Source organism: Rhizobium sp. TRM95796, assembly GCF_025779995.1.
In the GTDB taxonomy this organism is placed as follows: Bacteria; Pseudomonadota; Alphaproteobacteria; order Rhizobiales; family Rhizobiaceae; genus Rhizobium_E.
On record NZ_JAOXHE010000013.1, the window covers coordinates 79863 to 103346 of the forward strand.

At 62.3% G+C, this 23484-nt stretch carries 23 protein-coding genes, 4 tRNA genes and 1 pseudogene; 12 read left to right on the forward strand and 16 right to left on the reverse strand.

Annotation, left to right across the window (positions count from 1 at the left end; all coding sequences use genetic code 11):
• Positions 1-8: 8 nt before the first annotated feature.
• Genes OCK01_RS23475 through cysG form a run of 3 tightly spaced genes read right to left on the reverse strand, consistent with a single transcriptional unit; the run spans position 9 to position 3432 of the window.
• Positions 9-1679 (reverse strand): nitrite/sulfite reductase, encoded by a 1671-nt coding sequence (locus tag OCK01_RS23475; RefSeq protein WP_263826067.1) that lies wholly within the window; start codon positions 1677-1679, stop codon positions 9-11.
• Positions 1680-1715: 36 nt separating this feature from the next.
• Positions 1716-1994 carry a DUF2849 domain-containing protein gene (locus OCK01_RS23480; RefSeq protein ID WP_137156154.1) on the reverse strand — a complete coding sequence of 93 codons (279 nt, stop codon included), beginning with the start codon at positions 1992-1994 and terminating at the stop codon, positions 1716-1718.
• A gap of 1 nt (position 1995) precedes the next feature.
• Positions 1996-3432, reverse strand: a complete 1437-nt coding sequence (gene cysG / locus OCK01_RS23485; protein WP_263826068.1) for a siroheme synthase CysG — start codon at positions 3430-3432, stop codon at positions 1996-1998.
• A gap of 192 nt (positions 3433-3624) precedes the next feature.
• Between cysG and OCK01_RS23490 the strand changes: the two genes are divergently transcribed.
• From OCK01_RS23490 to mazG, 6 genes and pseudogenes are all read left to right on the forward strand, one after another.
• Positions 3625-3828: a hypothetical protein gene (locus OCK01_RS23490; protein ID WP_263826069.1), complete on the forward strand. Its 204-nt coding sequence runs from the start codon at positions 3625-3627 to the stop codon at positions 3826-3828.
• Positions 3828-4115 (forward strand): type II toxin-antitoxin system RelE/ParE family toxin, encoded by a 288-nt coding sequence (locus tag OCK01_RS23495; protein WP_263826070.1) that lies wholly within the window; start codon positions 3828-3830, stop codon positions 4113-4115. Before OCK01_RS23490 ends, OCK01_RS23495 begins: the two co-directional genes overlap by 1 nt.
• Positions 4116-4242: 127 nt before the next feature.
• Positions 4243-4440 (forward strand): hypothetical protein, encoded by a 198-nt coding sequence (locus OCK01_RS23500; protein ID WP_263826071.1) that lies wholly within the window; start codon positions 4243-4245, stop codon positions 4438-4440.
• Entirely contained in the window at positions 4437-4724 is a 288-nt protein-coding gene (locus tag OCK01_RS23505; protein ID WP_263826072.1) for a type II toxin-antitoxin system RelE/ParE family toxin, read from the forward strand. Before OCK01_RS23500 ends, OCK01_RS23505 begins: the two co-directional genes overlap by 4 nt.
• An 81-nt stretch (positions 4725-4805) precedes the next feature.
• Positions 4806-5259 (forward strand): annotated as a pseudogene (locus tag OCK01_RS23510) (deaminase); the annotation flags it as partial.
• Between the two features lie 147 nt (positions 5260-5406).
• The gene (gene mazG / locus OCK01_RS23515; protein WP_263826074.1) at positions 5407-6240 is read left to right on the forward strand and encodes a nucleoside triphosphate pyrophosphohydrolase; all 834 of its coding nucleotides are present in this window, start codon (positions 5407-5409) and stop codon (positions 6238-6240) included.
• Here the strand turns inward: mazG and OCK01_RS23520 are convergent, their stop codons facing one another.
• The 9 genes from OCK01_RS23520 to dusB form a co-directional block, all read right to left on the reverse strand.
• Positions 6241-7497: a sensor domain-containing diguanylate cyclase gene (locus OCK01_RS23520; RefSeq protein ID WP_182826412.1), complete on the reverse strand. Its 1257-nt coding sequence runs from the start codon at positions 7495-7497 to the stop codon at positions 6241-6243. It abuts the gene before it with no gap.
• 111 nt (positions 7498-7608) lie between these two features.
• A complete protein-coding gene (hflX, locus tag OCK01_RS23525) occupies positions 7609-8919 on the reverse strand; it encodes a GTPase HflX (protein WP_263826085.1) in 1311 nt (436 codons plus the stop codon).
• A 150-nt stretch (positions 8920-9069) separates the two neighbouring features.
• Complete coding sequence (gene hfq / locus OCK01_RS23530) at positions 9070-9312, reverse strand: RNA chaperone Hfq (protein WP_137156161.1); 243 nt, start codon at positions 9310-9312, stop codon at positions 9070-9072.
• A gap of 101 nt (positions 9313-9413) precedes the next feature.
• Positions 9414-10277, reverse strand: a complete 864-nt coding sequence (locus tag OCK01_RS23535; RefSeq protein ID WP_263826075.1) for a D-amino-acid transaminase — start codon at positions 10275-10277, stop codon at positions 9414-9416.
• 20 nt (positions 10278-10297) lie between these two features.
• Positions 10298-11662, reverse strand: a complete 1365-nt coding sequence (locus OCK01_RS23540; protein ID WP_182826414.1) for a sigma-54-dependent transcriptional regulator — start codon at positions 11660-11662, stop codon at positions 10298-10300.
• Positions 11652-13898, reverse strand: a complete 2247-nt coding sequence (locus OCK01_RS23545) for a PAS domain-containing sensor histidine kinase (protein ID WP_318530256.1) — start codon at positions 13896-13898, stop codon at positions 11652-11654. The genes OCK01_RS23540 and OCK01_RS23545 overlap by 11 nt, the downstream gene beginning before the upstream one ends.
• 117 nt (positions 13899-14015) lie before the next feature.
• Positions 14016-15470 (reverse strand): nitrogen regulation protein NR(I), encoded by a 1455-nt coding sequence (gene ntrC / locus OCK01_RS23550; protein WP_182826415.1) that lies wholly within the window; start codon positions 15468-15470, stop codon positions 14016-14018.
• 1 nt (position 15471) lies between these two features.
• The gene (locus tag OCK01_RS23555) at positions 15472-16617 is read right to left on the reverse strand and encodes a two-component system sensor histidine kinase NtrB (RefSeq protein WP_263826076.1); all 1146 of its coding nucleotides are present in this window, start codon (positions 16615-16617) and stop codon (positions 15472-15474) included.
• On the reverse strand, positions 16617-17618 hold the full coding sequence (gene dusB / locus OCK01_RS23560) for a tRNA dihydrouridine synthase DusB (protein WP_263826077.1): 1002 nt from the start codon (positions 17616-17618) through the stop codon (positions 16617-16619). The genes OCK01_RS23555 and dusB overlap by 1 nt, the downstream gene beginning before the upstream one ends.
• A gap of 183 nt (positions 17619-17801) precedes the next feature.
• On the opposite strand from dusB, the gene OCK01_RS23565 reads away from it, so the two are divergent.
• Positions 17802-19007: a bifunctional 2-C-methyl-D-erythritol 4-phosphate cytidylyltransferase/2-C-methyl-D-erythritol 2,4-cyclodiphosphate synthase gene (locus OCK01_RS23565; RefSeq protein ID WP_263826078.1), complete on the forward strand. Its 1206-nt coding sequence runs from the start codon at positions 17802-17804 to the stop codon at positions 19005-19007.
• Positions 19007-19504, forward strand: coding sequence for a CinA family protein (locus OCK01_RS23570; protein ID WP_263826079.1), 498 nt, complete (start codon positions 19007-19009; stop codon positions 19502-19504). The genes OCK01_RS23565 and OCK01_RS23570 overlap by 1 nt, the downstream gene beginning before the upstream one ends.
• 14 nt (positions 19505-19518) lie before the next feature.
• On the opposite strand, the gene OCK01_RS23575 is transcribed toward OCK01_RS23570, so the two are convergent.
• Positions 19519-19971 (reverse strand): type II toxin-antitoxin system RatA family toxin, encoded by a 453-nt coding sequence (locus tag OCK01_RS23575; protein WP_263826080.1) that lies wholly within the window; start codon positions 19969-19971, stop codon positions 19519-19521.
• A gap of 206 nt (positions 19972-20177) precedes the next feature.
• Here OCK01_RS23575 and OCK01_RS23580 point away from each other — a divergent pair, with 206 nt between their 5' ends.
• Complete coding sequence (locus OCK01_RS23580; protein WP_263826081.1) at positions 20178-20381, forward strand: KTSC domain-containing protein; 204 nt, start codon at positions 20178-20180, stop codon at positions 20379-20381.
• 41 nt (positions 20382-20422) lie between these two features.
• Here OCK01_RS23580 and OCK01_RS23585 read toward each other — a convergent pair.
• The 3 genes from OCK01_RS23585 to OCK01_RS23595 form a co-directional block, all read right to left on the reverse strand.
• Positions 20423-20499 (reverse strand) — tRNA-Asp (locus OCK01_RS23585).
• A 209-nt stretch (positions 20500-20708) separates the two neighbouring features.
• Positions 20709-20785 (reverse strand) — tRNA-Asp (locus OCK01_RS23590).
• A 159-nt stretch (positions 20786-20944) separates the two neighbouring features.
• Positions 20945-22093, reverse strand: coding sequence for a CaiB/BaiF CoA transferase family protein (locus OCK01_RS23595; protein ID WP_263826082.1), 1149 nt, complete (start codon positions 22091-22093; stop codon positions 20945-20947).
• Between the two features lie 172 nt (positions 22094-22265).
• On the opposite strand from OCK01_RS23595, the gene OCK01_RS23600 reads away from it, so the two are divergent.
• The 3 genes from OCK01_RS23600 (at position 22266) to OCK01_RS23610 (ending at position 23482) form a co-directional block, all read left to right on the forward strand.
• A complete protein-coding gene (locus OCK01_RS23600; RefSeq protein WP_263826083.1) occupies positions 22266-22952 on the forward strand; it encodes a DUF1045 domain-containing protein in 687 nt (228 codons plus the stop codon).
• 122 nt (positions 22953-23074) lie between these two features.
• Positions 23075-23149: transfer RNA gene (locus OCK01_RS23605), tRNA-Glu, on the forward strand.
• Positions 23150-23407: 258 nt separating this feature from the next.
• Positions 23408-23482, forward strand: a tRNA-Glu gene (locus OCK01_RS23610).
• Positions 23483-23484 lie beyond the last annotated feature (2 nt).

Genomic DNA, 23484 nt, shown 5'->3' on the forward strand with positions numbered 1-23484 from the left:
AACTCTCCTCAGGCGGCTTCGGCGCTGGCGCCGTAAAGCGCGGTCTTGAAGGGCTGCGGGCCGACGCGGCGATAGGCGTCGATGAAGGTCTCCTCCTTCGACAGGCGCAGGCCGAGATAGGTGTTGACCACCACTTCGATCGCGTCCGTCACCTTCTCCGGCTCGAAACCGCGGCCGATGATTTCGCCGATCGACGTGTTTTCGTCGGCGGAGCCGCCCAGCGTGATCTGGTAGAGTTCGGCGCCCTTCTTTTCCACGCCCAACAGGCCGATATGGCCGACATGGTGGTGGCCGCAGGCATTGATGCAGCCGGAAATCTTGATCTTGAGTTCGCCGATCTCCGCCTGGCGTTCGGGCGAGCCGAAGCGCGTCGAGATTTCCTGGGCCACGGGGATAGAGCGGGCATTGGCGAGCGCGCAATAATCCAGCCCCGGACAGGCGATGATGTCGGTGATCAGATTGCTGTTGGCGGTGGCGAGACCTGCGCCTGAAAGGGCGCGATAGAGCGGCTCGAGATCGGCGAGCGCCACATGCGGGAAGATGATGTTCTGCTCATGGCTGATGCGGATCTCGTCAAAGGCGTATTCCTCGGCGAGATCGGCGACCAGATCCATCTGCGCATCGGTGGCGTCGCCGGGAATGCCGCCGATCGGCTTCAGCGAGATCGTCACCATGCCGTAATCGGGGTTCTTGTGCGGCTGAACGTTCTGGTCCACCCAGCGGGCGAAATCGGCGTCCGCCTTCTTCCAGGCGGCGAGATTGGCCCAACCTTCGGCGCGGGCCGGGAGGTCCGGCAGCTTGAAGTAATTCTGGATCGCCTGAACATCGGCTTCCGGCAGCTTCAGCTCGCCATTCTTCAACTCGTTGAACTCATGCTCGATCTCGGCCGACAGTTTTTCGACGCCGGTCTCATGCACCAGGATCTTGATGCGCGCCTTGTACTTGTTGTCGCGGCGACCATAGAGATTGTACACACGCAGAATTGCGGTGGTGTAGGAGAGAAGATCTTCTTCCGGCAGGAAGTCGCGGATCTTCTTGGCCACCATCGGCGTGCGGCCCTGGCCGCCGCCGACATAGACGTCGAAGCCGATCTCGCCCTTGTCGTTCTTCCGCATATGCAGGCCAATGTCGTGCACCTGGATTGCGGCGCGGTCGCGCTCGGCGCCGGTCACGGCGATCTTGAACTTGCGCGGCAGGAACGAGAATTCCGGATGCACCGACGACCACTGGCGAAGGATTTCCGCATAAGGACGGGGATCGACGGCCTCGTCGGCGGCGGCGCCGGCGAAATGGTCGGCGGTCACATTGCGGATGCAGTTGCCCGAGGTCTGGATGGCGTGCATTTCGACGCTGGCGAGATCGGCGAGAATGTCGGGACAATCTTCCAGCTTCGGCCAGTTATACTGGATGTTCTGCCGCGTGGTGAAATGGCCATAGCCGCGGTCATATTTGCGGGCGATATGGGCGAGCATCCGCATCTGCCTGGAATTCAGCGTGCCATAGGGAATGGCCACCCGCAGCATATAGGCGTGCAGCTGCAGATAGACGCCATTCATCAGGCGCAGCGGCTTGAACGCGTCCTCGGCGAGCTGGCCGGAAAGGCGGCGCTCCACCTGATCGCGGAACTGCGCGACGCGATCGGCCACGAAGGCGTGATCGAATTCATCGTAACGGTACATGCGTGTGTCCCTGGTTCAAAAATGCGGAAATGCCGATCAGGCGGCGTAATCGATGGTCGGACCTTCGGCCCGGATGCGTTCGCGCAGGCGAAGCGGACGAATGGCCCCATCGACCTCTTCGATGTCGATCAAGTTGACGTCGACCACGAGATTGGCCGCGAAAGCCTGCTTGCCGATGGCTTCGAGCCGGGCGGCGGTCTCCTTGTCGCGGGCGATCTCGGCGCGCTCTATGGTCAGGCTCCACTGACCGTCGACATCATACCAGACGACGACGCCGTCGGTCAGGCGGTTGGCGGTCAAAATCTGCAAACTCATCTCATGCTCCCACACGTTCGGCCAGATGCCGCTCTCTGGAAAGGAGCGGCGTCGAATTGTCAAGATTGGCGCCGGCCACGGCGTCGCCGATGATCACCATCACCGGTCCGGTCAGGTCGTCGCGGCTGTCGAGCGACGGCAGGTCGGCCAGCACGCCATGCATCAGGCGCCGGTCGCGGCGGCTGGCGTTTTCGATCACCGCCACCGTCGTCTCGGCCGGAATGCCGGCGACCATCAGCCGCTCCGCAACGGAGGCCGCGACGCTGCGGCCCATATAGACGGCGATCGTCGCGCCCGAAACCGCCAGCCGCGCCCAATCCGGCAGCACGTCGCCAGCCAGATCATGCCCGGTGGTGAAGATCAGCGACGAGGCGACGCCGCGCAGCGTCAGCGGCAGTTCGAAATCGGCGGCGGCGGCGAAGGCCGAGGTGATGCCCGGCACGATCTCGTAGGACACGCCCGCTTCTCTCAACGCCGCCATTTCCTCGCCCGCACGGCCATAGACCAGCGGATCGCCGGATTTCAGCCGCACCACGCGTTTCCCCGCACGACCCAGTTCTACCAGCAGATCATTGATCTCGTTCTGGGATTTCGAATGACAGCCCTTGCGCTTGCCCACCGAAATGCGCTCGGCGTCGCGCCGGCCCATATCGACCACGGCCTGCGGCACCAGCGCGTCATAGACCAGCACATCGGCTTCCATCATCACTCGCTGGGCGCGCAGCGTCAGCAGATCTTCCGCGCCGGGGCCAGCGCCCACCAGCCAGACATGGCCGCCGACGCCGTCGATGCTTTTGAGAAGCCGCTTCGCCTCGCGCTTCGCCTGTGAGACTTCGCCATTCTGCATGGCATCGGCCACATCGCCGGAAAAGAACCGCTTCCAGAACATACGCCGAGGCGACCCCTTGGGCAGCACATGCTCCACCACGCCACGATAAAGCATGGCGAGACGCGCCAACCGCCCGAGTGATGGCGACAGCATCTGATCGACCTGGGCGCGGATCATCTGGCCGAGCACGGGGCCTGCGCCCTCCGTGCCGATCGCCACCGCCACAGGCGCGCGGTTGACGAGCGCCGGCGTATAGAAATCGCATTGATCCGGCTGGTCCACGGCGTTGGCCGGGATCTTCAGCGCCCGCGCCGCCGCCACGATGGCGCGGTCTTCGAATGCGTTTCCGGTCGCCCCGAACACCAGCGTCGCGCCTTCGATCAATGAAGAATTGAAAGGCTGCGCAATGTGCCGAACGCCATTGGCGCGGACGAGTTCAACCAGTTCGGCGTCAGGGGCATCGGCAATCAGCGTGATCCGGGCGCGGGTATTCAGCAGCAGGCGCACTTTGGCGAGCGCTTCGTCGCCATTGCCGACCACGGCCACATCGCGATCCTCCACGCGGAAGAACGCGGGAAACACCCCGAGCTGATCGTCGCGATCCTTCATCTGCCTGCCTTTCTCAAGAGCCTGCACTATCCTTTGGAAACAGGCAAAAGAAAAGGAACATGAATCCCGCAAAGGCCGATCGGCCACATTCTTTTCCTCGCAATTCCAACAGGCTGAGCATTTCCGTTCAGACGTCCGGATCGAACCGGTTGCAAAGCGACAAAACAAGCCTATCCTGAGCGGAAAGGACGGATGGATATGGATACTCCGAAAGCGCCCCCTCCCGCCGAGGCGGAAGAATCCTACGACGACTGGTTCCGCCGCAAGGTGCAGGAGGCGCTCGACATTGCCGACAGCCCGGATGCGGTGTGGATCCCGCATGAGGAGGTGGTGCGCCGCGCGGAGATCCGCCGTGAAAAAATCCTGGCGCGGATCGAAAAATCCGCTTCCCGCTGATGCGCGTCATTTGGCTCGAACAGGCCGAATACGAACTTGATTCCCATATTAATTTTATCGCCCAGCACAACGCCCAAGCGGCAGTCACGCAAGATATCCTGATCCAGCAGGCGACAGAACGGCTTTCAACCTTTCCCATGTTGGGTCGCGTAGGGCGGCTGCGCCACACCCGCGAACTCATCGTGCCGCAGACGCCCTTCATCGCCATCTACCGGCTGTCGCCGTCCGGCGACGAGATCCACATCCTGCGCCTCCTCCACGCGGCGCAGAAGTGGCCGCCGGAATAATCTGTTTGTGTGGTCTCCGTAGTTTTTTGCAGCGATCAGCCGAAGAAGTTCAGGCAAGCCAACGGTCATCGTCAGACTGGTTGCAAATACGTAAAACCGTCCTATCCTAAGGCGAAAGGATGAAGCCATGGACACGCCGAACACAGAGCCTACCGCCGAGGCGGAAGAAACCTACGACGCCTGGTTCCGCCGTAAGGTGCAGGAGGCGATCGACATCGCCGACGGCCCTGATGCGGAGTGGATACCGCATGAAGAGGTCGAGAGGGATTGGGCGGCCCAGCGGGCGGAAATTCTGTCCTTAAAGCAGCCGAAGCGGGCAAAATGAAACTGATCTGGCTCGCGCAAGCCCGTCGTGAGCGCCAGAACCAGATGACCTATCTTGCCTATCGAAATCCTCAGGCGGCGGCCGAAGTCGGCGACCGCCTGATGCGCGCAGTGCGAATGCTCACCCTTTGTCCCGAAAGCGGACGAATAGGACGGCTGCGCCATACTTGCGAACTCGTCTTGCCGCAAACGCCTTTCATCGTCACCTATCGGCTGTCGCCGTCCGGCGACACGATTCACATCCTCCGCCTCCTCCACGCAGCCCAAAAATGGGCGCCGGAATAATCTGTTCGTGAGGCCTCCGGGCAACTTCCCTTTTGCATCTGCGAACCGCTAAAGTTGCCGGGAAACCTTCTGGAGCGCTTCATGTTCGGCCACGATCCCACCGCCCTCGCCTCTCGCCTGTTGTCCGTGATGGAAAACGACATCATACCCTTGACGCGGCGCGGCGTCGAAGCCGGCAACAAGGTGTTTGGCGCTGCGCTTTTGCGCAAGTCGGATCTGTCGCTGGTGCTGGCCGAGACCAACAACGAGACGGAAAATCCGCTCTGGCACGGCGAAGTCCACACGCTGAAGCGCTTCTATGAAATGGCGGAGCGGCCCAACACCAAGGACCTGATCTTCCTCTCCACCCATGAGCCCTGCAGCATGTGCATGTCGGCGATCACCTGGGCGGGTTTCGACAATTTCACCTATTTCTTCAGCTATGAAGACAGCCGCGACGCCTTCGCCATTCCGCATGATCTGAAGATCCTCAAGGAGGTCTTCGGCCTTGAGCCGGGCGGCTATCGCAAGTCCAACGCCTTCTGGAATTGCTTCTCCCTGCCGGAAATGGCGGCTGCCGAAGAAAACCCCGATGAGAAGGCCGGCTTCTTCGCCCGCATCGACGCGATCAAGGCGAGCTATGCCGAACTCTCCGACATCTATCAGGCCTCCAAGGCCGACAACGACATTCCGCTGAACTGACATGACCCCGTCCAAGGATATCGCCCGCCTGCTGGAGATCATGGCGGCGCTGCGCACCCCGGTCACCGGCTGCCCCTGGGATCTCGAACAGGATTTCGACAGCATCAAGCCCTACACGCTGGAAGAGGCCTATGAGGTCGCCGACGCCATCGAGCGCAAGGATCTCGATGATCTGCGCGATGAACTCGGCGATCTCCTGCTGCAGGTCGTCTTTCACGCCCGCATGGCCGAGGAGCTCGGCGAATTCTCCTTCGGCGATGTAGTCGAGGCCATCACCTCCAAGATGATCCGCCGGCACCCGCATGTCTTCGCCGTCTCCGAGGCCGACGATCCCCAGAAGGTCAAGAAACAGTGGGACGAGATCAAGGCCGAGGAAAAGCGCGAAAAGGCCGCCCGGCGGCAACGCCGCGGCATCGCCGAGGATTTCAAGGCCGGGCTTCTCGGCCAGGTCGACCGCGCCCAGCCGGCGCTCACCGAAGCCGTAAAACTGCAGAAACAGGCGGCGAAGGTCGGCTTCGACTGGTCCGACGCCGAGCCGATCCTCGACAAGATCGAAGAGGAGATCGGCGAACTCCGCGAGGCGATCAAGGCGGGCAGGCGCGACAGGATCACCGATGAACTCGGCGACCTGATCTTCGCCGTCGTCAATATCGGCCGCCATGTCGACGCAGATCCGGAAATGGCGTTGCGCGGCACCAACACGAAATTCCGTCGCCGCTTCCGCCATATCGAAACCAGCCTGGAGCAGGCCGCCGAAAGCCTGGAGGACGCGAGCCTCGAGCGGATGGAAGAGCTCTGGGTCGAGGCCAAACGCCAGGAAAGAGCCGGGGACTGATCAGGCGGTTCGCGGCACGCCGTCGACCTGGTTGCGGCCATTGGCCTTGGCCCGATACAGGCCCTGGTCGGCGGTGTCGATGAGCGAGCGCAACGAGTCCCCGCCCGCAGGCGCCGAGGCGACGCCGATGCTGATGGATACGGGCGCTCCTCCCGCCGTGACCTGCGCCTCGACGCGCTGCCGGAGGCGCTCTGCCGCATTGAGAGCCGCGTCTTCGCCGATACCGGGCATGAGGATCAGGAACTCTTCGCCGCCGAAGCGGAAAAGCTGGTCGACATCATTGCGCAATCCGGACTTCAAGGCTTGCGCAATCGCCTTCAGCACCGCGTCGCCCTCGAGATGACCCAGGCGGTCATTGATCAGTTTGAAATGATCGACGTCGGCGATCAGCAGCGAGAGGTCCGCCGACATGTGCAGATGGCGCTGAATGAGAGACGGGCCGACTTCCTCCAGTCGCCCACGGTTCATCACCCCGGTCAGTGTATCCACGCCGCTTCGAGCCAGCAGCGCATCGTAGCGCTCCCGATAGGTGAGATCGGCGAAGACATCGGACGGAAAGCGTTTCTCCGTGGCGACCCCACTGGCGAAAAACCGGAAATACACCGCTGCCAACACCGCATAAACACTTGCGAAAAAGCACTTTCCGAACAGGGTGGCCCAGAAGACGGACGCCGGCGCGTCGTAAAGGATGTGGAGCGCCGCATAAAATCCAATCTGGTCGAATGCGAGCGCGAGCACGCTGGCGACCCACAGCCGGGGCGCGGGCGAACGCCCCATCCAGCGACCGAGCGCCTCGTAGAGAAGGATGACGCCCACGGCCTCGATATAGAGCAGCGCCGTGCCCCACACCATCAGGACGCCCATCTGATCGAGAAAGTCATTGTCCGGCATCGCGCCCGGCGCAAGGCCGTGCCCGGGATGGAGGCGCAGGATGAAGGCGAACAGCAGACAGATGAAATTGCCGCCGAGCAATCCGTAGATGAGCTGCCTGACGGTCGCGGCGTCCTCGCGGACATAGATCATCAGAATCATCGCCAGCTTGCCGCTGTAAAACAGGATGGAGCCCGGCGAGGCCATGCCGAACGGCGTCGTCACGTAAAATCGGGCGGCGAGATAGGTCTCCAGAAAGTGCGCGACGCCGAGCACGGTCATCAGCACCCCTATCCCCAATCTCGCTCTCCAATGAAGGAGGCAGACAAGCAGCCCGAAATAGAGGCATGCCTCGAAAACCAGGATAAGCAGGTTCAGGACGTCCATGAAAATGGCCTACGAAAGCATGTTGTCTCGCCGCAGCGATCTAAAAGAATCAGTCAATTGCCGGCAGTATCGATGCGCCGCAAAATAATTTAAATGTGAAACAGTCAAATTTTAGTAATTTTCGTCGTCGAGGCGCTTCTGGAACAGCCCCAGCTGCCGATCGAGCAACGCGGCCTCGTTTTCAGACAGCCGAACATCGAGGCTGACCGTGCCGTCCTCATTGTCTTCGCGACCATCGACGATGGCGTTCTGATAGAGCCAGGGCAGGAGAGACAATTTGTCGACAGGCAGCACGACGGTGACTTCGGTCAGCACGCCGGACAGGCGCTCGGAAATCGTCGCCAGCAGGGCGTCCACACCCTCGCCGGTGACGGCCGATACGGCGTGGACATTCCGCGTGCTGTCGGCCTTGGATCTCAAAGCGTCATGGGTCTCGGGATCGAGCCTGTCGATCTTGTTCCAGACCTCGATGATGCGCTTTTCCTGTTCGCTTTCCTCGATGCCGAGATCGGTCAGGATCCGCAAAACATCGGTTGCCTGCGCGCCGTTGTCGGGGTCGGACATGTCGCGCACATGCAGGATGAGATCGGCTTCGAGCACTTCCTCGAGCGTCGCCCGGAACGCCGCCACCAAATGGGTCGGCAAATCGGAAATGAAGCCGACGGTGTCGGACATGATTATCATGCGTCCCTGCGGCAACCGAATGCGCCGAAGCGTCGGATCGAGGGTCGCGAACAGCATATCCTCGGCCAGCACGCCCGCGCCGGTCAGCCGGTTGAACAGTGTCGATTTACCTGCATTGGTGTAGCCTGCCAGCGCCACGATCGGATGCGGAACCTTCTTGCGCTTGGCGCGGTGCAATTGCCGCGTCCGGCGAACCTGCTCCAGTTCGCGCTCCAGCTTGACGATCTTGTCCTGCAGGATGCGGCGGTCGGCTTCGATCTGGGTTTCGCCGGGACCGCCGAGAAAGCCCGCGCCGCCGCGCTGGCGTTCGAGGTGGGTCCAGCTGCGCACCAGCCGGCCCTTCTGATAGTTGAGATGGGCGAGTTCGACCTGCAGCGAGCCTTCCTTGGTGGAGGCGCGGCGGCCGAAGATTTCCAGAATGAGCCCTGTGCGGTCGATGACCTTGGCGTTCCATTCCTTTTCGAGATTGCGCTGCTGCACGGGCGTCAGCGGATGATCGACGATCACCAAGCCTGCATTGCCATCATCCAGAAGCGTTCCGATTTCCTCGATCTTGCCGGAGCCGATCAGCGTCGCCGGCCGCGGCTGCGACACGGTGACCACAGCCGAGCCGGCGATCGTCAGATCGATCGCGCGGGCGAGACCCATCGCTTCTTCGAGACGACCCTCGCCGGTGCGCACGATCGCGCTGTCGCGCTCCGTGGACTTCAGCACCGGGACCACCACGACGCATCGCATCTGGTCGCGGCGCTTTTCCAGCTCCGGCCCCAGGGATTCGTGATTCACTTCGCGCTCGTTGATGTCGGTATCTCCGGAAATTCTGTCTGAAACGACAAGAAGGAGCGCAGGTTCCAACCCGGCTCCTTGTCGCGGATAATGCGGCCTTCGTCAGCCGGCGTGTTCTTCGCCTTCGAACATCTGCACGGGAGAGCCCGGCATGATCGTCGAGATCGCATGCTTGTAGACGAGCTGGGAATGACCGTCACGACGCAGCAACACACAGAAATTGTCGAAAGACGTCACCACACCCGTCAGCTTGACGCCATTGATCAAAAAGATTGTCAGGGAAATTTTCTGCTTGCGGACCGTATTGAGAAACAAATCCTGCAGATTTTGAGAACGTTCAGCCATTGCGCCCGCCGTTTCTTCGGTTTTTGCCAGCGACTTCGCCGGAATTATTGTTCATGCCTCCCGGCGGGACTCCCATCGCCCCAACCTTGCATAGACAGCTATCAAATCGATGTCTTTTCCGCAATGTCGAAAAAAGCTTCGCGAATTTTTTGCGACATCGAGCCTGGATGGCCATTGCCGACGGCCTGCCCGTCGATTTCCACGATCGGAAAACAGATGCTCGTCGCCGCCGTGATGAACACTTCGCGAGAGGCCTTCATCTCTTCGGCGCTGAATTTGCGCTCGCGGATTTCGATGCCCAGCCGCGCCGCGACATCCTGCAAGGTTGTGCGGGTGATCCCACGCAAAATGCCTGTTTCCGCCGGTCGGGTGACGAGCGCGCCGTCCGCGTCCACCATCCAGACATTGGTGGCCGCGCCCTCGGTCACATTGCCGTCGCGATCGACATAGATGGCTTCCTGGGCGCCCTTCTCCTTGGCCGCCTGCCGCGCCATGGCGTTCGGCAACAGGCCGACGCTCTTGATATCGACCCGCTCCCAGCGATTTTCGGCAACGGTGATCGCCTTGAGACCCTTGGCGTTCTTGGCGGCGATGATCTTCGGATCGGTGCTCTTGGCGGTCACGACGATCGAGGGCCGCGTGCCCGCCTTGGGAAACACATGGTCGCGCTTGGCGACGCCGCGGGTCACCTGCAGATAGAACATGCCGTTGGTCACACGGTTCAAACGCGCCACGCGTCGGATCACCTGGGTCAACGCCGCCCGGCTCATCGGCCAGTCGATGCGCAATTCGCCGAGCGAGCGACCGAGACGATCGAGATGGCGGGTAAGATCCACGATCACGCCATGGCGGATCTCGCAAACCTCATAGACCCCGTCGGCGAACTGGTAGCCGCGGTCCTCCACATGCACCATCGCGTCCGAATGCGGAACATAGGCGCCGTTCACATAGGCAATTCTCGACATGGCTTGTCCTGTGGTCGAAATCAGACGCCGAGCGTCTTCAATTTGCGGTGCAGCGCGGAGCGTTCCATCCCCACGAATTCCGCCGTTCTGGAAATATTGCCGCCGAAACGATTGATCTGGGCGATCAGATAATCGCGCTCGAACATTTCCCGCGCCTCGCGGAGCGGCAGCGTCATGATGTGCTGGTCGCCGGTCGACGAGACCTTCGGCATGGCGTCGAGCACGTCTGCCGGCAACATGTCCGCCGTGACGGGCGTATCCGGTCCGTCGCTGCGGGCGAGAATCAGCAGGCGCTCGATATTGTTGCGCAATTGACGCAGGTTGCCGGGCCAATCATGCGCCTGCAGGATGGCCAGCGCGTCGTCGCCGATCTTGCGCGGACGGATGCCGGCATGTTCGCAGATCTGGCGCATGAAGAGATCGACGAGGAAGGGAATGTCCTCGCGCCGATCCGACAGCGGCGGCACCTTGACCGGCACCACCGACAGACGGTGGTAGAGGTCTTCGCGGAAGCGGCCCTGGCCGATCATCTGTTCGAGATCATAGGCCGTCGAGGAGATGATCCGCACATCGACCTTCACGCGCTTGGAGCCGCCGACGCGTTCGAACTGCTGGTCGACGAGAACGCGGAGAATCTTGTTCTGCGTTTCGCGCGGCATTTCGCCGATTTCGTCGAGATAGAGCACGCCCCGATGGGCCTCTTCGAGCGCGCCGGTCTTGCGCGGCTGGCCGGGCGTGCCCTCGGTGCCGAACAGCGCGATCTCCATCTTCTCCGGCGTGATCGCGGCGGCGTTCAACGCCACGAACGGGCCTTCGGCGCGCGAGGATTTGCGGTGGATGATGCGCGCCACCAATTCCTTGCCCGAGCCCGAGGGGCCCATGATCATGATGCGGCTGTTGGTGGGGGCGATCTTCTCGATATTCTGCCGGAGCTGCGACACCGCCACCGAGGTGCCGATCAGCTCCGCCGTGTCGCCGGACCGCTTCTTGAGGTCGCGCACTTCGCGCTTGAGCTTGGAGGTTTCCAGCGCCCGTTCCGCGATCAGAATCAGCCGGTCCGCCTTGAACGGCTTTTCGATGAAGTCATAAGCGCCGCGCCTGATGGCGTTGACGGCCATTTCGATATTGCCGTGGCCGGAGATCATCACCACCGGGATCTCGGGATAACGAGTCTTGATTTCATCCAGCAGCGCAAGCCCGTCAAGGCGGCTGCCCTGCATCCAGACGTCGAGGAAGACGAGCCGGGGGACACGGTCCGAAATGGCGGCGAGCGCGCTGTCGGCGTCGTGCGCCGTGCGCGTTTCATGTCCCTCGTCCGACAGGATGCCGGAGACGATCTCGCGGATGTCCTGTTCGTCGTCGACCACCAAAATATCAGACGCCATGTGCACTCACCTTCTCGTCCAACCTGTCCGTCGCCTGATCGGCCAACGGCAATATCACTCTGAACATCGCGCCGAAGCCGTGATCGAAATCCGGCGGCGCGTCATGAATTTCCAGATGCCCGCCATGCTCCTCGATGATCTTCTTGACGATGGGCAGACCGAGGCCGGTGCCCTTGTCGCGCATGGTCATGTAAGGCTCGAGGATGCGATGACGGTTTTCCTGTGGCAGGCCCTTGCCATTGTCGATGATTTCCACAACCAGCCGATCGCCGCGCGGATCGGGCTTGGCCCGCACCATGATCTTGTATTCCTCGCGCGTCTGGTCGGAGGGAACAGCCTCGATCGCCTCGACCGCATTCTTGATGAGGTTCGAGAAGGCCTGGCCCAGCATGCGCGAATCGAAGGCGCCGGTCAGCGGCTCCTCGCCCCAGTCGCGGATGAAGCGCACATGATTATTGCCCATCTCGCGGAGGAACACAGCGTCCTTGAGGATCATCCTCAAGTCGCTGGTTTCCTTCGAAGGTTTCGGCATGCGCGCGAAAGACGAGAATTCGTCGACCATCCGGCCGATGTCCTCCACCTGGCGCACGATCGTGTCCGTGCACTGGTCGAACACTGCCCGGTCGTCCTCGGCGATTTGGCGTCCATAGCGGCGCTTCAGCCGCTCGGCCGACAGCTGGATCGGAGTCAGCGGATTCTTGATTTCATGCGCGATGCGACGGGCGACATCCGACCAGGCGGTCGAGCGCTGTGCGATCATCAGATCGGTAATGTCGTCCATGGTGATGACGAAGGATTCCTTGCCCGCATGCGATTCCTCGCGGGTGATCTGCACATTGAGGTTTCGCTCCTTGCCGCCCTGGATCATGGCGATCTCGCCGCGAAAATCCTTGCGCGACCGGCTGGCGGCTTCCGACAGCAGCCCATCGATTTCCGGCGCCACTTCGCTCAACTGCCGGCCCGGCAGCGTGTCCTGATCCTGCCCCAGCAACAGGCCGGCGGACGGATTGGCGATGGTGATGGTGCGGTCTTCCTCGACCCCGATCACCGCCGCCGTCACGCCCGACAGCACCGCCTCGATAAAGCGCCGGCGATCGTCGACTTCGTCGCGGGCGACGATCAGCTCGTCACGCTGGCTGCGCAATTCCGAGATCATCTTGTTGAAGGTGCGCGACAGACTGCCGACGTCGCCGTCGATGGCGCGGACGGGCACGATCACATTGAGATTGCCGCCCGCGACATTGTCGGCGGCGTTGATCAGCAGGCGAATCGGCCGGACGATCCGGTCGGCGACCGCAATCGCCGCCCAGATGGCGGCGAGCAGCACGACCAGCGCGAAGCCTAGAAAGATCACGCCATAAGCGATCTGCGTCGTAACCTTGCCTTCGTCCATCACACGATATTCGGTGGCGTTGGCCTCCATCAGATTGGCGGCGGAGAGGACGCGCGGATCGACGGCGCGGATCGTGTAGAGATAGGCGTCGAGCTGGTCGAGATTGATGATCGCGCCGACGAGATTGGTCTTTCCCGGCGGGATCAGCACCGGCTTGCCCGACACCGCCGATTTCATCGCCTCCGCCGGCAAAGCCGGCAGCGGCTTGTCGCTGTCCACCTCGGATTTGGCGATCACGGACCCGTCGCTGTTCATCAGGAAGGACGCCAGCAGCCCCCTTCCCTTGGTCTGGCGGGTCAGCAACTGCTCGAAACCCGAGCGATCCAGCACGAAGAGCTGGCGGTTGCGTTCCAGGTCGTTGCCCATCGACACGGTCTGGCCCAAAAGATAGCTGGCGTTGTCGTTGAGATAGGCCTGCGCCACGTTCATCGCCGAATAGACGATTTCCTTGGTGCGCACGGAAAACCAGCGGTCGAGGCCGACATTCAGCGTCAGCGAGGCGATGACGGCCACGAGGATGGCCGGAGCGATCGCGACGCCGGAAAACAGGGAGACGATGCGGATATGCAGCCTGGCCGCGGCGCGGCCCCGCGCGCGCGCCTTGAACAGCCGGTAAAGCTCATAGCCGACCAGCGTCAACAAACCCAGCACAAACAGAACATTGACCACCACCGAGGCGATGACCACTCTCGGTTCCGGCTGGATAGGCGTGACGCCGAGCAGGATGGCCAGCGTGATCAGGGCCGCTAGGAGCGACCCGCCAGCGACGGCGACGCCCGTGGTCGTAGAAATACGGCGCGGATCAATACCCACCGCCGTCGTCTGCTCCTGGCTGATCGCCATCCGGTCCCCCGTTCGCCTCGCCCGGATCTGATCCGATCGAATCGTCTTCCCACTCTCGCAATGCGTTGCGTTAAAGCAACGCATTGTGGCGGAAATGCAACGGAAAAATGACGCCGCTTACGCCGATCGCGCGCTGCGATAGACGGTGACGCCGAGCTCGCGGATCTTCTTGCGGAGCGTGTTGCGGTTCAGTCCGAGCAGGTCCGCCGCCTTGATCTGATTGCCGCGCGTGGCGGTCAGCGCCGCGAGAATCAGCGGATATTCCATCTCCGCCAGCACCCGGTCGTAGAGGCCCGGCGGCGGCAGCTGGTCGCCGAATTCGGCGAAGTAAGAGCGCATATTCTCTTCCACCGCTTGCGCGATGGACACGACGCCGGAGGCGGAGCCGGGCTTTTCAGCCGGTCCCGAGGCGATGTCGGGCTTGAGCTCGCTGTCGGCGATCTCGCGGGTGATGACGTCCTGCGGATAGAGCGCCGTGAGACGGCGGACGAAATTTTCGAGCTCGCGCACATTGCCGGGCCAGGGATAGGCCTTCATCACGTCCAGCGCCTCATTATCGAAGCGCTTGGGCGCCATGCCCTCCTTCTCCGTCAGCTGTACGAAATGGCGCACGAGATCGGCGATGTCCTCCGAACGTTCGCGCAACGGCGGCAATCTGAGCGGCACGACATTGAGACGGTAATAGAGGTCTTCGCGGAACAGGCCCTGATTGATCGCCTGTTTAAGATCCTTGTTGGTGGCGGCGACGATGCGGACGTCGGTGCGGATCGGCGTGCGGCCGCCCACCGTCGTATATTCGCCCTGCTGCAGCACGCGCAACAGCCGCGTCTGGGCGTCCATCGGCATGTCGCCGATTTCGTCGAGGAACAGCGTGCCGCCCTCGGCCTGCTCGAAGCGGCCGGTCGACCGCGCCTGCGCGCCGGTGAAGGCGCCTTTCTCATGGCCGAACAGTTCCGACTCGATCAGGTCGCGCGGGATCGCCGCCATGTTGATGGCGACGAAGGGTCCGTTGCGGCGCTTGCCGTAATCGTGCAGCGCCCGCGCCACCAGTTCCTTGCCGGTCCCCGATTCGCCGGTGATCATCAGCGTCAGGTCGGTCTGCATTAGGCGCGCCAGCACCCGATAGATTTCCTGCATCGCCGGCGAGCGGCCGACCAGCGGCATGCCGTCCTGGCTGTCGTCGTCGATGCGCTGCGGCTTGCGCTTCGGCTCGGCCAGCGCGCGCCCGACGATGGCGATCAGTTCGGTCAGGTCGAAGGGCTTGGGCAGATAGTCATAGGCGCCCTTCTCCGACGCCTTGATCGCCGTCATGAAGGTGTTTTGCGCGCTCATCACCAGCACCGGAAGATCCGGGCGGATGCGCTTGATGCGCGGCAAGAGATCGAATGCGTTCTCATCCGGCATCACCACGTCGGTGATGACGAGATCGCCGTCGCCCGCCGAAATCCAGCGCCAGAGGGTGGCGGCGTTGGAGGTGATGCGCACATCGTAGCCGGCGCGGCTGAGCGCCTGGTTGAGCACCGTCCTGATCGCGGCGTCGTCGTCGGCGACAAGAATCGTGGCATTGCTCATGTCAGTTTCCCTGCGTCTTGGCGTCCGTCGGTTCGCCCGCGTTTCCGCGCGACGCCGGCAGGAGCACCCTGAATATCGTCTTGTTGTTCTGGCGGTCGCATTCGACGATGCCGCCGTGACCGCCGATGATCTTGGCGACCAGCGCCAGCCCCAGGCCGGAGCCGTTTGTCTTGGTGGTGATGAACGGATCGAAGAGATGCGGCACGAGGTCTTCGGGCACGCCCGGCCCATTGTCGACGACGCAGAATTCCAGCGGCAGCGAGATCTTTTCGCGCGTGCCGGCCACCGACATGCGGATGCCCGGCCGATAGGCGGTGGTCAGCGTGATCTCCGCGTCGGGTCGCTCGCCCACCGCCTCGGTGGCGTTCTTGATCAGGTTGAGGAACACCTGGATCAACTGGTCGCGATTGGCGTGCACCGGCGGCAGCGACGGATCGTAATTCTCGCTGATCTTGACGTTCCGCGCGAAGCCGGCCTTGGCGACCGCCTTCACATGATCGAGAATCGAATGGATGTTGACCGGCGCGCGATCGACCGGACGTTCGTCGGAGAACACTTCCATGCGGTCGACCAGCGAGACGATTCGGTCGGTTTCCTCGCAGATCAACTGGGTCAGCGCCCGGTCCTCGTCGGTCACCGAAGTCTCGAGAAGCTGGGCGGCGCCGCGAATGCCCGACAGCGGATTCTTGATCTCATGCGCCAGCATCGACGCCAGCCCCGTCACGGAGCGCGCGGCGGCGCGATGGGTCAGCTGGCGGTCGATCTTGTCGGCCATGGTGCGCTCCTGGAACACGATCACCACGGAGCCGGCCTCGGTCAGAACCGGGGCGACATAGATGTCCACGAGCTTGTCGGAGCCGAGCCGGGGTGAACTCAGGTCGACGCGATATTCGTTGACCGGCGCGCGCCGCTCGCGCACCTGCTCGATCAGCGCCAAAAGCGGACTGCCGAAAGGGATATAGGCGTAGATCGTGTGTCGGGCCAGATAGGAGGCGCTGGCTCCGAAAAACGCTTCGGCCTCCCAATTGGCGAAGCGGATATAGCCGTCCTCATCGACCAGGATCACGGCGTTCTGGATCGCGTTGAGCACCGCCATGGCGATTTCGTTCGCAGGCGTCACGCTCTTTTTCTTGCCGTCGCCCGTCATCACGCCGCCTCCGGGGTTTGCATGGACCAATCGCCATCGAAGGCGGCGTCCATCAGCGCCGCCGCCTCTTCGGGAGACCGGGAGGTGAGGATTTGCTGCCGCAGCGCCGCCGGCGTGTGCGGCGCGGCGCCGTCGAGATACCAGCCCAGATGCTTGCGCGCATGGCGCAGGCCAGGCTCGCTGCCATAAAAATCGAGCATCATCGCGTAATGCCGCGCGAAGATCGTCTTAATCTCGGCGATGTCGGGCTCGGCGCGCGCGCCGGCCAGCACGCCCGGCAGCCAAAGCCGTCCCTGCGCGCCGCGGCCGACCATCACCGCATCCGCACCGGACGCCGCGAGAATGCCGGCGATGTCTTCGCGCGAGCGAACATCGCCATTGGCGACCAGCGGAATCGAGATAGCCTCGCGGACGCGGGCGATCTTGCCCCAATCGGCGCGACCTTCGTAAAACTGCATGCGCGTACGGCCATGCACGGTGATCATGCGGACGCCGAGCTCCTGGGCTTCCCGCGCCAGGTCCGGCGCATTCAGCGACTGTTCGTCCCAACCGAGCCGCATCTTGACGCTGACCGGCACCTCAACCGCCTCCACCACCGCCTCGATGATGGCGAGCGCCAGAGCCGGCTCGCGCATCAGCGCCGAACCGGACAGGCCGCCGATCACCTTCTTGGCCGGGCAGCCCATGTTGATGTCGATCATGTCGGCGCCGTGCGCCTCGGCGATCCGCGCGCCTTCCGCCATGAAATGCGGATCGCGGCCCGCGAGCTGCACGATATGCGGTGAGATGCCGGAATTCTTGAGCCGCGACCAGGATTCGGCGGCGTTGTGCACCAGTTCCCGGCTCGCCACCATCTCTGTCACCACGAAGCCGGCGCCGAATTCATGGGCGAGCTGGCGGAACGGCAGATCGGTGACGCCAGACATCGGCGCCAGCGCAATTCGATTTCGAAAGGCAACGGGGCCGATCTGAAGAGGCGTGGAGATCACGTCTTTCGTCAAATGATTATCTTTCGGGCATGGCCATTGTTTGCTTGATTTTTAGCCATATTGCGGCAACTTGCCAAGAGAAATCGACTCGCGCCCAAAAATTATGCGCCGGTTGCGCAAGGGGTCTATGTGACGAGCGCGCGAGCGCCTATACACCGCGCAATGCGACTATCCAATTACATCAGCTGAAACAATATGAGGCAGACGCAATCGATGACTTTAGGCGTGCTGATCGTGGCGGCGGGCCGCGGCGAACGGGCTGGCGGAGCGGGCGAAGGGCCCAAGCAATATCGCCCGATCGGCGGCCGCCCTATCCTCGCCCATACGATCGACGCCTTCCTGTCCTGGCCGGGTTGCGGTCCGGTGATGGTGGTCATCCATCCCGACGATATCGATCTCTATGAGGCCGTCGCGAGAACGACTGCAGATCCCGCCCGTTTGCATCGGACTTTCGGCGCCGCGACGCGGCAGACATCGGTGCTGGCGGGCCTCGAAGCCATGTCCGAACTCGGCGTCGGCCATGTGATGATTCAGGACGGCGTTCGCCCCTTCGTCGGCCATGGCCTGCTCGACCGGATCGCCGCCGCGCTCGTGGCCGGCAGCCGCGCCGTCCTGCCCGCCACGCAGGTCGCCGATACGCTCAAGCGCGGCAGCGCCGACGGTTTCGTGGCCGACACCGTCTCGCGGGACGGGCTCTACGCCGCCCAGACGCCGCAGAGCTTCGACTACGACTTCATCCTCGACGCCCACCGCCGCGCCTCTCAGGCCGGCGTGACCACGCTGACCGACGACGCGGCGATCGCCGAATGGGCCGGCGCGCCGGTGCGGCTGGTCGAAGGCGATCGCGGCAATGTGAAACTCACGCTGAAAGCGGATATAGCCATGGCGGACAGAATGCTCGCGCAGACCTCGCTTCCCGACATACGCACCGGCAACGGTTACGATGTCCACCAACTCATTCCGGGCGACGGCGTGACGCTGTGCGGGATCACCATCCCGCACGATTTCACGCTGAAAGGCCATTCCGACGCCGACGTCGCGCTGCATGCGCTGACCGATGCGCTGCTCGCCACATGCGGCGCCGGCGACATCGGCGACCATTTCCCGCCCTCCGATCCGCAATGGCGCGGCGCGGCTTCGCGGATCTTCCTCGAACACGCCGCGAACATCGTCCGCGAGCATGGCGGGACCATCATGAACGCCGATATTTCGCTGATCGCCGAAGCGCCCAAGATAGGTCCGCACAGGCAAGCCATGCGACAATTCCTGTCGGACTGTCTCGGCATCGAGCTGGAGCGCTGCTCGGTCAAGGCGACCACCAATGAAAAAATCGGGTTTATCGGCCGTGGCGAAGGCATCGCGGCCATCGCCACGGCCACCGTGGCTTTCGGGAGACGATAATGTTCGAAAAGGAAATTCTGGCGCTGGCCCGCGATGTCGTCGAGCTCTGCACCGAAAAGAATGTGATGGTGTCCACCGCCGAATCCTGCACCGGCGGTCTGGTGGCCGCCGCGATCACGGCGATTCCCGGCTCGTCGCAGGTCATGGAGCGCGGCTTCGTCACCTATTCCGACAAGGCCAAATGCGAAATGCTCGGCGTCATGCCGATCACGCTTCGTCAATATGGCGCGGTGTCCAAGGATGTGGCGCTGGAAATGGCCCACGGGGCCATGTCGCGTTCGGAGGGCGGCATCGCGATCTCGACGACCGGCATCGCCGGCCCCGACGGCGGCTCGACCGGCAAGCCGGTCGGGCTCGTGCATTTCGGCGGCCGTCACTACAAGGGCAAGATGATCCATCGCGAAATGCGCTTTGGCGACATCGGCCGCGATGCGATCCGCATGGCGTCCGTCGAAGTCGCTCTGGAAATGATCGTCGAGCTCGCCAAACTCGGCTGAGCGACGCAAGAGACTCAGGCGCGCGGATAGATCTGGTCCGCGCGCTTCTCGAAGGCTTCCGCGAACATGCGGAAGGCGCGGTCGAACATCGACCCCATCAGCGCGCCGAGAATCCGGCTCTTGAACTCATAATCGATGAAGAACTTCACCTCGCAGCGGCCGCCGTCGAGATCGACGAAGCGCCAGACATTGTCGAGATATTTGAAAGGTCCATCGATATATTTCACCTCGATCGCCAGCTCTTCGGGCTTCAGCAGCACCTGAGTGGTGAAGGTCTCGCGGATCGCCTTGTAGCCTACCGTCATATCCGCCACGAGCAGCGCCTTGCCGTCGCGCTCCTTGCGGCTGCGCACGGTCAACGCCTCGCAGAGCGGCAGAAATTGCGGATAGGTTTCGACATCGGAGACGAGATCGAACATCTGCTGGGCGGTGTGATTGACGGTGCGGGTGGTTTCGAATTGGGGCATGTCGTCTGCGCGTTGTTCTGTCGGGCGGACTTGATCATATGCCCTGCCCCCGATTTAGGCCCATGGCCGCCGCGGCACAAGGGGCTGAGGCCAGCGAAATATGGCGCCTGGCATGGACCGAATCTTGCCGCAGTTGCGTTGTTGACATAGTGCAGCGCAAAATAGATGATGCGAAGACTTAATGCGCCATTTTCAGGACGATGACCATGAAATGGATTAAGGTGCGCTCGAAGCTGATTTCCGAGATCGCTTATGACGAAGCGGGGAATGAACTGCACATCCGCTTCCAGGGTCGGACCGAGAAGGTCTTCCCCAACATTCCCAAGCATATGTTCGAGAATTTGCTGACCGCCGAGTCGCCCGGCTTCTATTACGCGACATATATTTCCGAACACGCCAGCGCGCGCTGACGATAGAGAAAACGACAAACAGCTGAAATTCAAGAGAAGAATGGCGCGAGTGACGGGGCTCGAACCCGCGACCTCCGGCGTGACAGGCCGGCACTCTAACCGACTGAGCTACACCCGCGCTTTGTTCCGTTCGGCTGTGCGCCGTTCGTGAGGGGGTGTCTAAGGCCCCCGCATCAAAGTGTCAAGCGAGGTTGCGAAGTTTTTTGCTCGATCCGGCATTTTTCCAAACTGCTTGAGAAAAACCCGCCAAGACGCTGATTCCAAAACGACAAAAGACGCCGCGAGGGCATCTCTCAAAGTTACTGAATTCATTTTCTGGAAGGAAAATGGCGCGAGTGACGGGGCTCGAACCCGCGACCTCCGGCGTGACAGGCCGGCACTCTAACCGACTGAGCTACACCCGCGCTTTGTTCCGTTCGGCGTGTTGTCCGCCGTTCGTGAGGCGGTGTCTAAGGCGAGGCGCGTCCAGTGTCAAGCAGCTTTTGTGACAAAATGACGGCAGCCGCCGGACCGCCTGAATCTCCCGGCGCGGCCTTCGTAGACGTCTGCCCGCCCCGCTTCGCTCAGCGCTCGCCTAACCGCGATTTCACCGAATCCGTATCGGCGCCGAGTCGCGGCGCGCCTTTTTCCAACGCCAGTTCGGAGCGTGAAAAGCGGATCGGCGTCCGGATGCCCGGCGCGCCTTCGGGATCGATCTTCATGCCGCGATGGATGAATTGCGGATCGGAGAACACGTCGGCGACGCTGTTGATGGGACCTGCCGGCACGCCCTCTTTCTCCAGCAGCGCCAGCAGATCGTCGCGGCGGAAGGTCAGCGTTTTCTCCTCCATGATCCGGCTGAGCTCGATGCGGTTGCCGACGCGGGCGGAATTGGTGGCGAAGCGGGAATCGCCCGCCAGCTCCGCCAATCCCAGAACCGCCGCCAGCCGCCCGAACTGGGAATCATTGCCGCAGGCGACGATCAGATGCCCATCCGCCACGGGAAATGTCTGGTAAGGCGCGATATTCGGATGCGCATTGCCCATCCGGCGCGGCGAGACGCCGGAGGCGAGAAAATTCATCGCCTGATTCGCGAGCACCCCGGTCATGCAGTCGAACAGCGCCATATCGATATGCTGGCCCTCGCCGGTGCGCTGCCGCTCGATCAGCGCCGCCTGGATCGCCACCACCGAATAAAGCCCGGTGAAGATATCGGCGAAGGCGACGCCGATCTTCTGCGGCTCGCCATCGGGGGCGCCGGTCAGGTCCATGATGCCGCCCATGCCCTGAATCATGAAATCATAGCCGGCGCGCGGCGCATAGGGCCCGTCCTGCCCGAAGCCGGTGATCGAGCAATAGATGAGCTTCGGATTGATGGCCTTGAGGCCCTCATAGTCCAGACCATATTTTTTGAGCCCGCCGAGCTTGAAATTCTCGATCAGCACATCGGCGTCCTTGGCGAGCGCGACCACGAAATCGCGACCTTCCTCGGTGGTGAAATCCGCCGTCACCGATTGCTTGCCGCGATTGGCGGCGTGGAAATAGGCCGCCGCCTTCTCGCCGTCCTTCTCGATATAGGGCGGGCCCCAGCGCCTTGTGTCGTCGCCTTCGGGGCTTTCCACCTTCACCACCTCGGCGCCGAGATCGGCGAGCGTCTGGCCGCACCAGGGGCCGGCGAGGATTCGTGCGAGTTCGAGCACCTTGACGCCGTGAAGCGGGCTGTTAGCGGTCATGCGAGCATCCTGTCTGTCTGCAGTTTTCCCCATCATCTCCCCACGCGCGCGAAGCCGCCACCGATTCTTTCTCCGCAGGCCATCAGTTTTTTCAATAGCGGCGTCACGCTTGTGTCATCCCCCGGTTCTAGGGCAGGTTTCCCGCCCGCGTCCCAGAATGAGGAATTGAGCCATGCGTTACGCCATCTATTTCGCCCCCGCGCTGGACCATGAGCTGACCCGGCTGGCCAATGCCTGGCTCGGTCGCGACGCGGCCACCGGCGAGGAGCTGCCGCAAGTCGCCGTGGATGGGCTCGACGCCGAGGATTTCGCCGCGCTGACAGCAGATCCTCGCCGCTACGGCTTTCACGCCACGCTGAAAGCGCCATTCGAACTCAAGGATGGGACCGCCGAGTATCATCTGATCGACGCTTTCGAGACTTTCGTCTCGGAACGACAGGCCTTCACCCTGCCCCGCATCACGCTCGGCCAACTCGGCCCCTTCTTTGCGCTGATTCCGGCCGAGACGTCTGAACAGCTCGATTCCCTCGCTGCCGATTGCGTCCGCGCCTTCGAGCCTTTCCGCGCGCCCTTGAGCGAAGCCGACATTCTCCGCCGCAAGCCGGAAAAACTCAGCCCCAGCGAGCGCCATCATCTGGAGACCTGGGGCTATCCTTATGTCTTCGAGGATTTCCGATTCCACATGACGCTGACCGGCCCCACATTGGACGCGCAGCGCGATGTGCTGAAGACCGCGATCGACGGCCATTTCGCCGAAATCCTCGATCGCCCGCTCGCGATCGATCACCTGGCGCTCTTCATCGAAACCGAACGCGGCGCGCCCTTCACCGTGCTCCGCATCGCGCCGCTCCCCCGCTAAGCCTCTGTTCTCGAACGCATATTGCCATCGGATCCGGCAATTTCGCATTTTTGTGACAAAATCCGGCGAAGGGGCTTGCGAAGCCAAAAGCCTCCGTCTATATACCGCCTCGCAAGCGCAGTGCGCCCTTCGTCTATCGGTTAGGACACCAGATTTTCATTCTGGGAAGAGGGGTTCGACTCCCCTAGGGCGTGCCACTTGCTCTTCAAGAAAGCCGCCTTCGGGCGGTTTTTTTGTGCCTTGTAGTCAGCCGCACTGACATAACATCCGCACAGAGAAGAGTTTGAGGCAAGAGTCTGCCTCCCGCCAATCTCCCCCCTTGAGGGGGAGATGTCCGGCAGGACAGAGGGGGGTAACGCCACCCTGGACATTCCCTCATTTTTCTTATCCACACCCGCAAAAAACCTCTTGCGCGAAATCCGTCCTCTGCCTATAAGCCCGCTCGCAAGCGATGCGCGCCCTTCGTCTATCGGTTAGGACACCAGATTTTCATTCTGGGAAGAGGGGTTCGACTCCCCTAGGGCGTGCCACT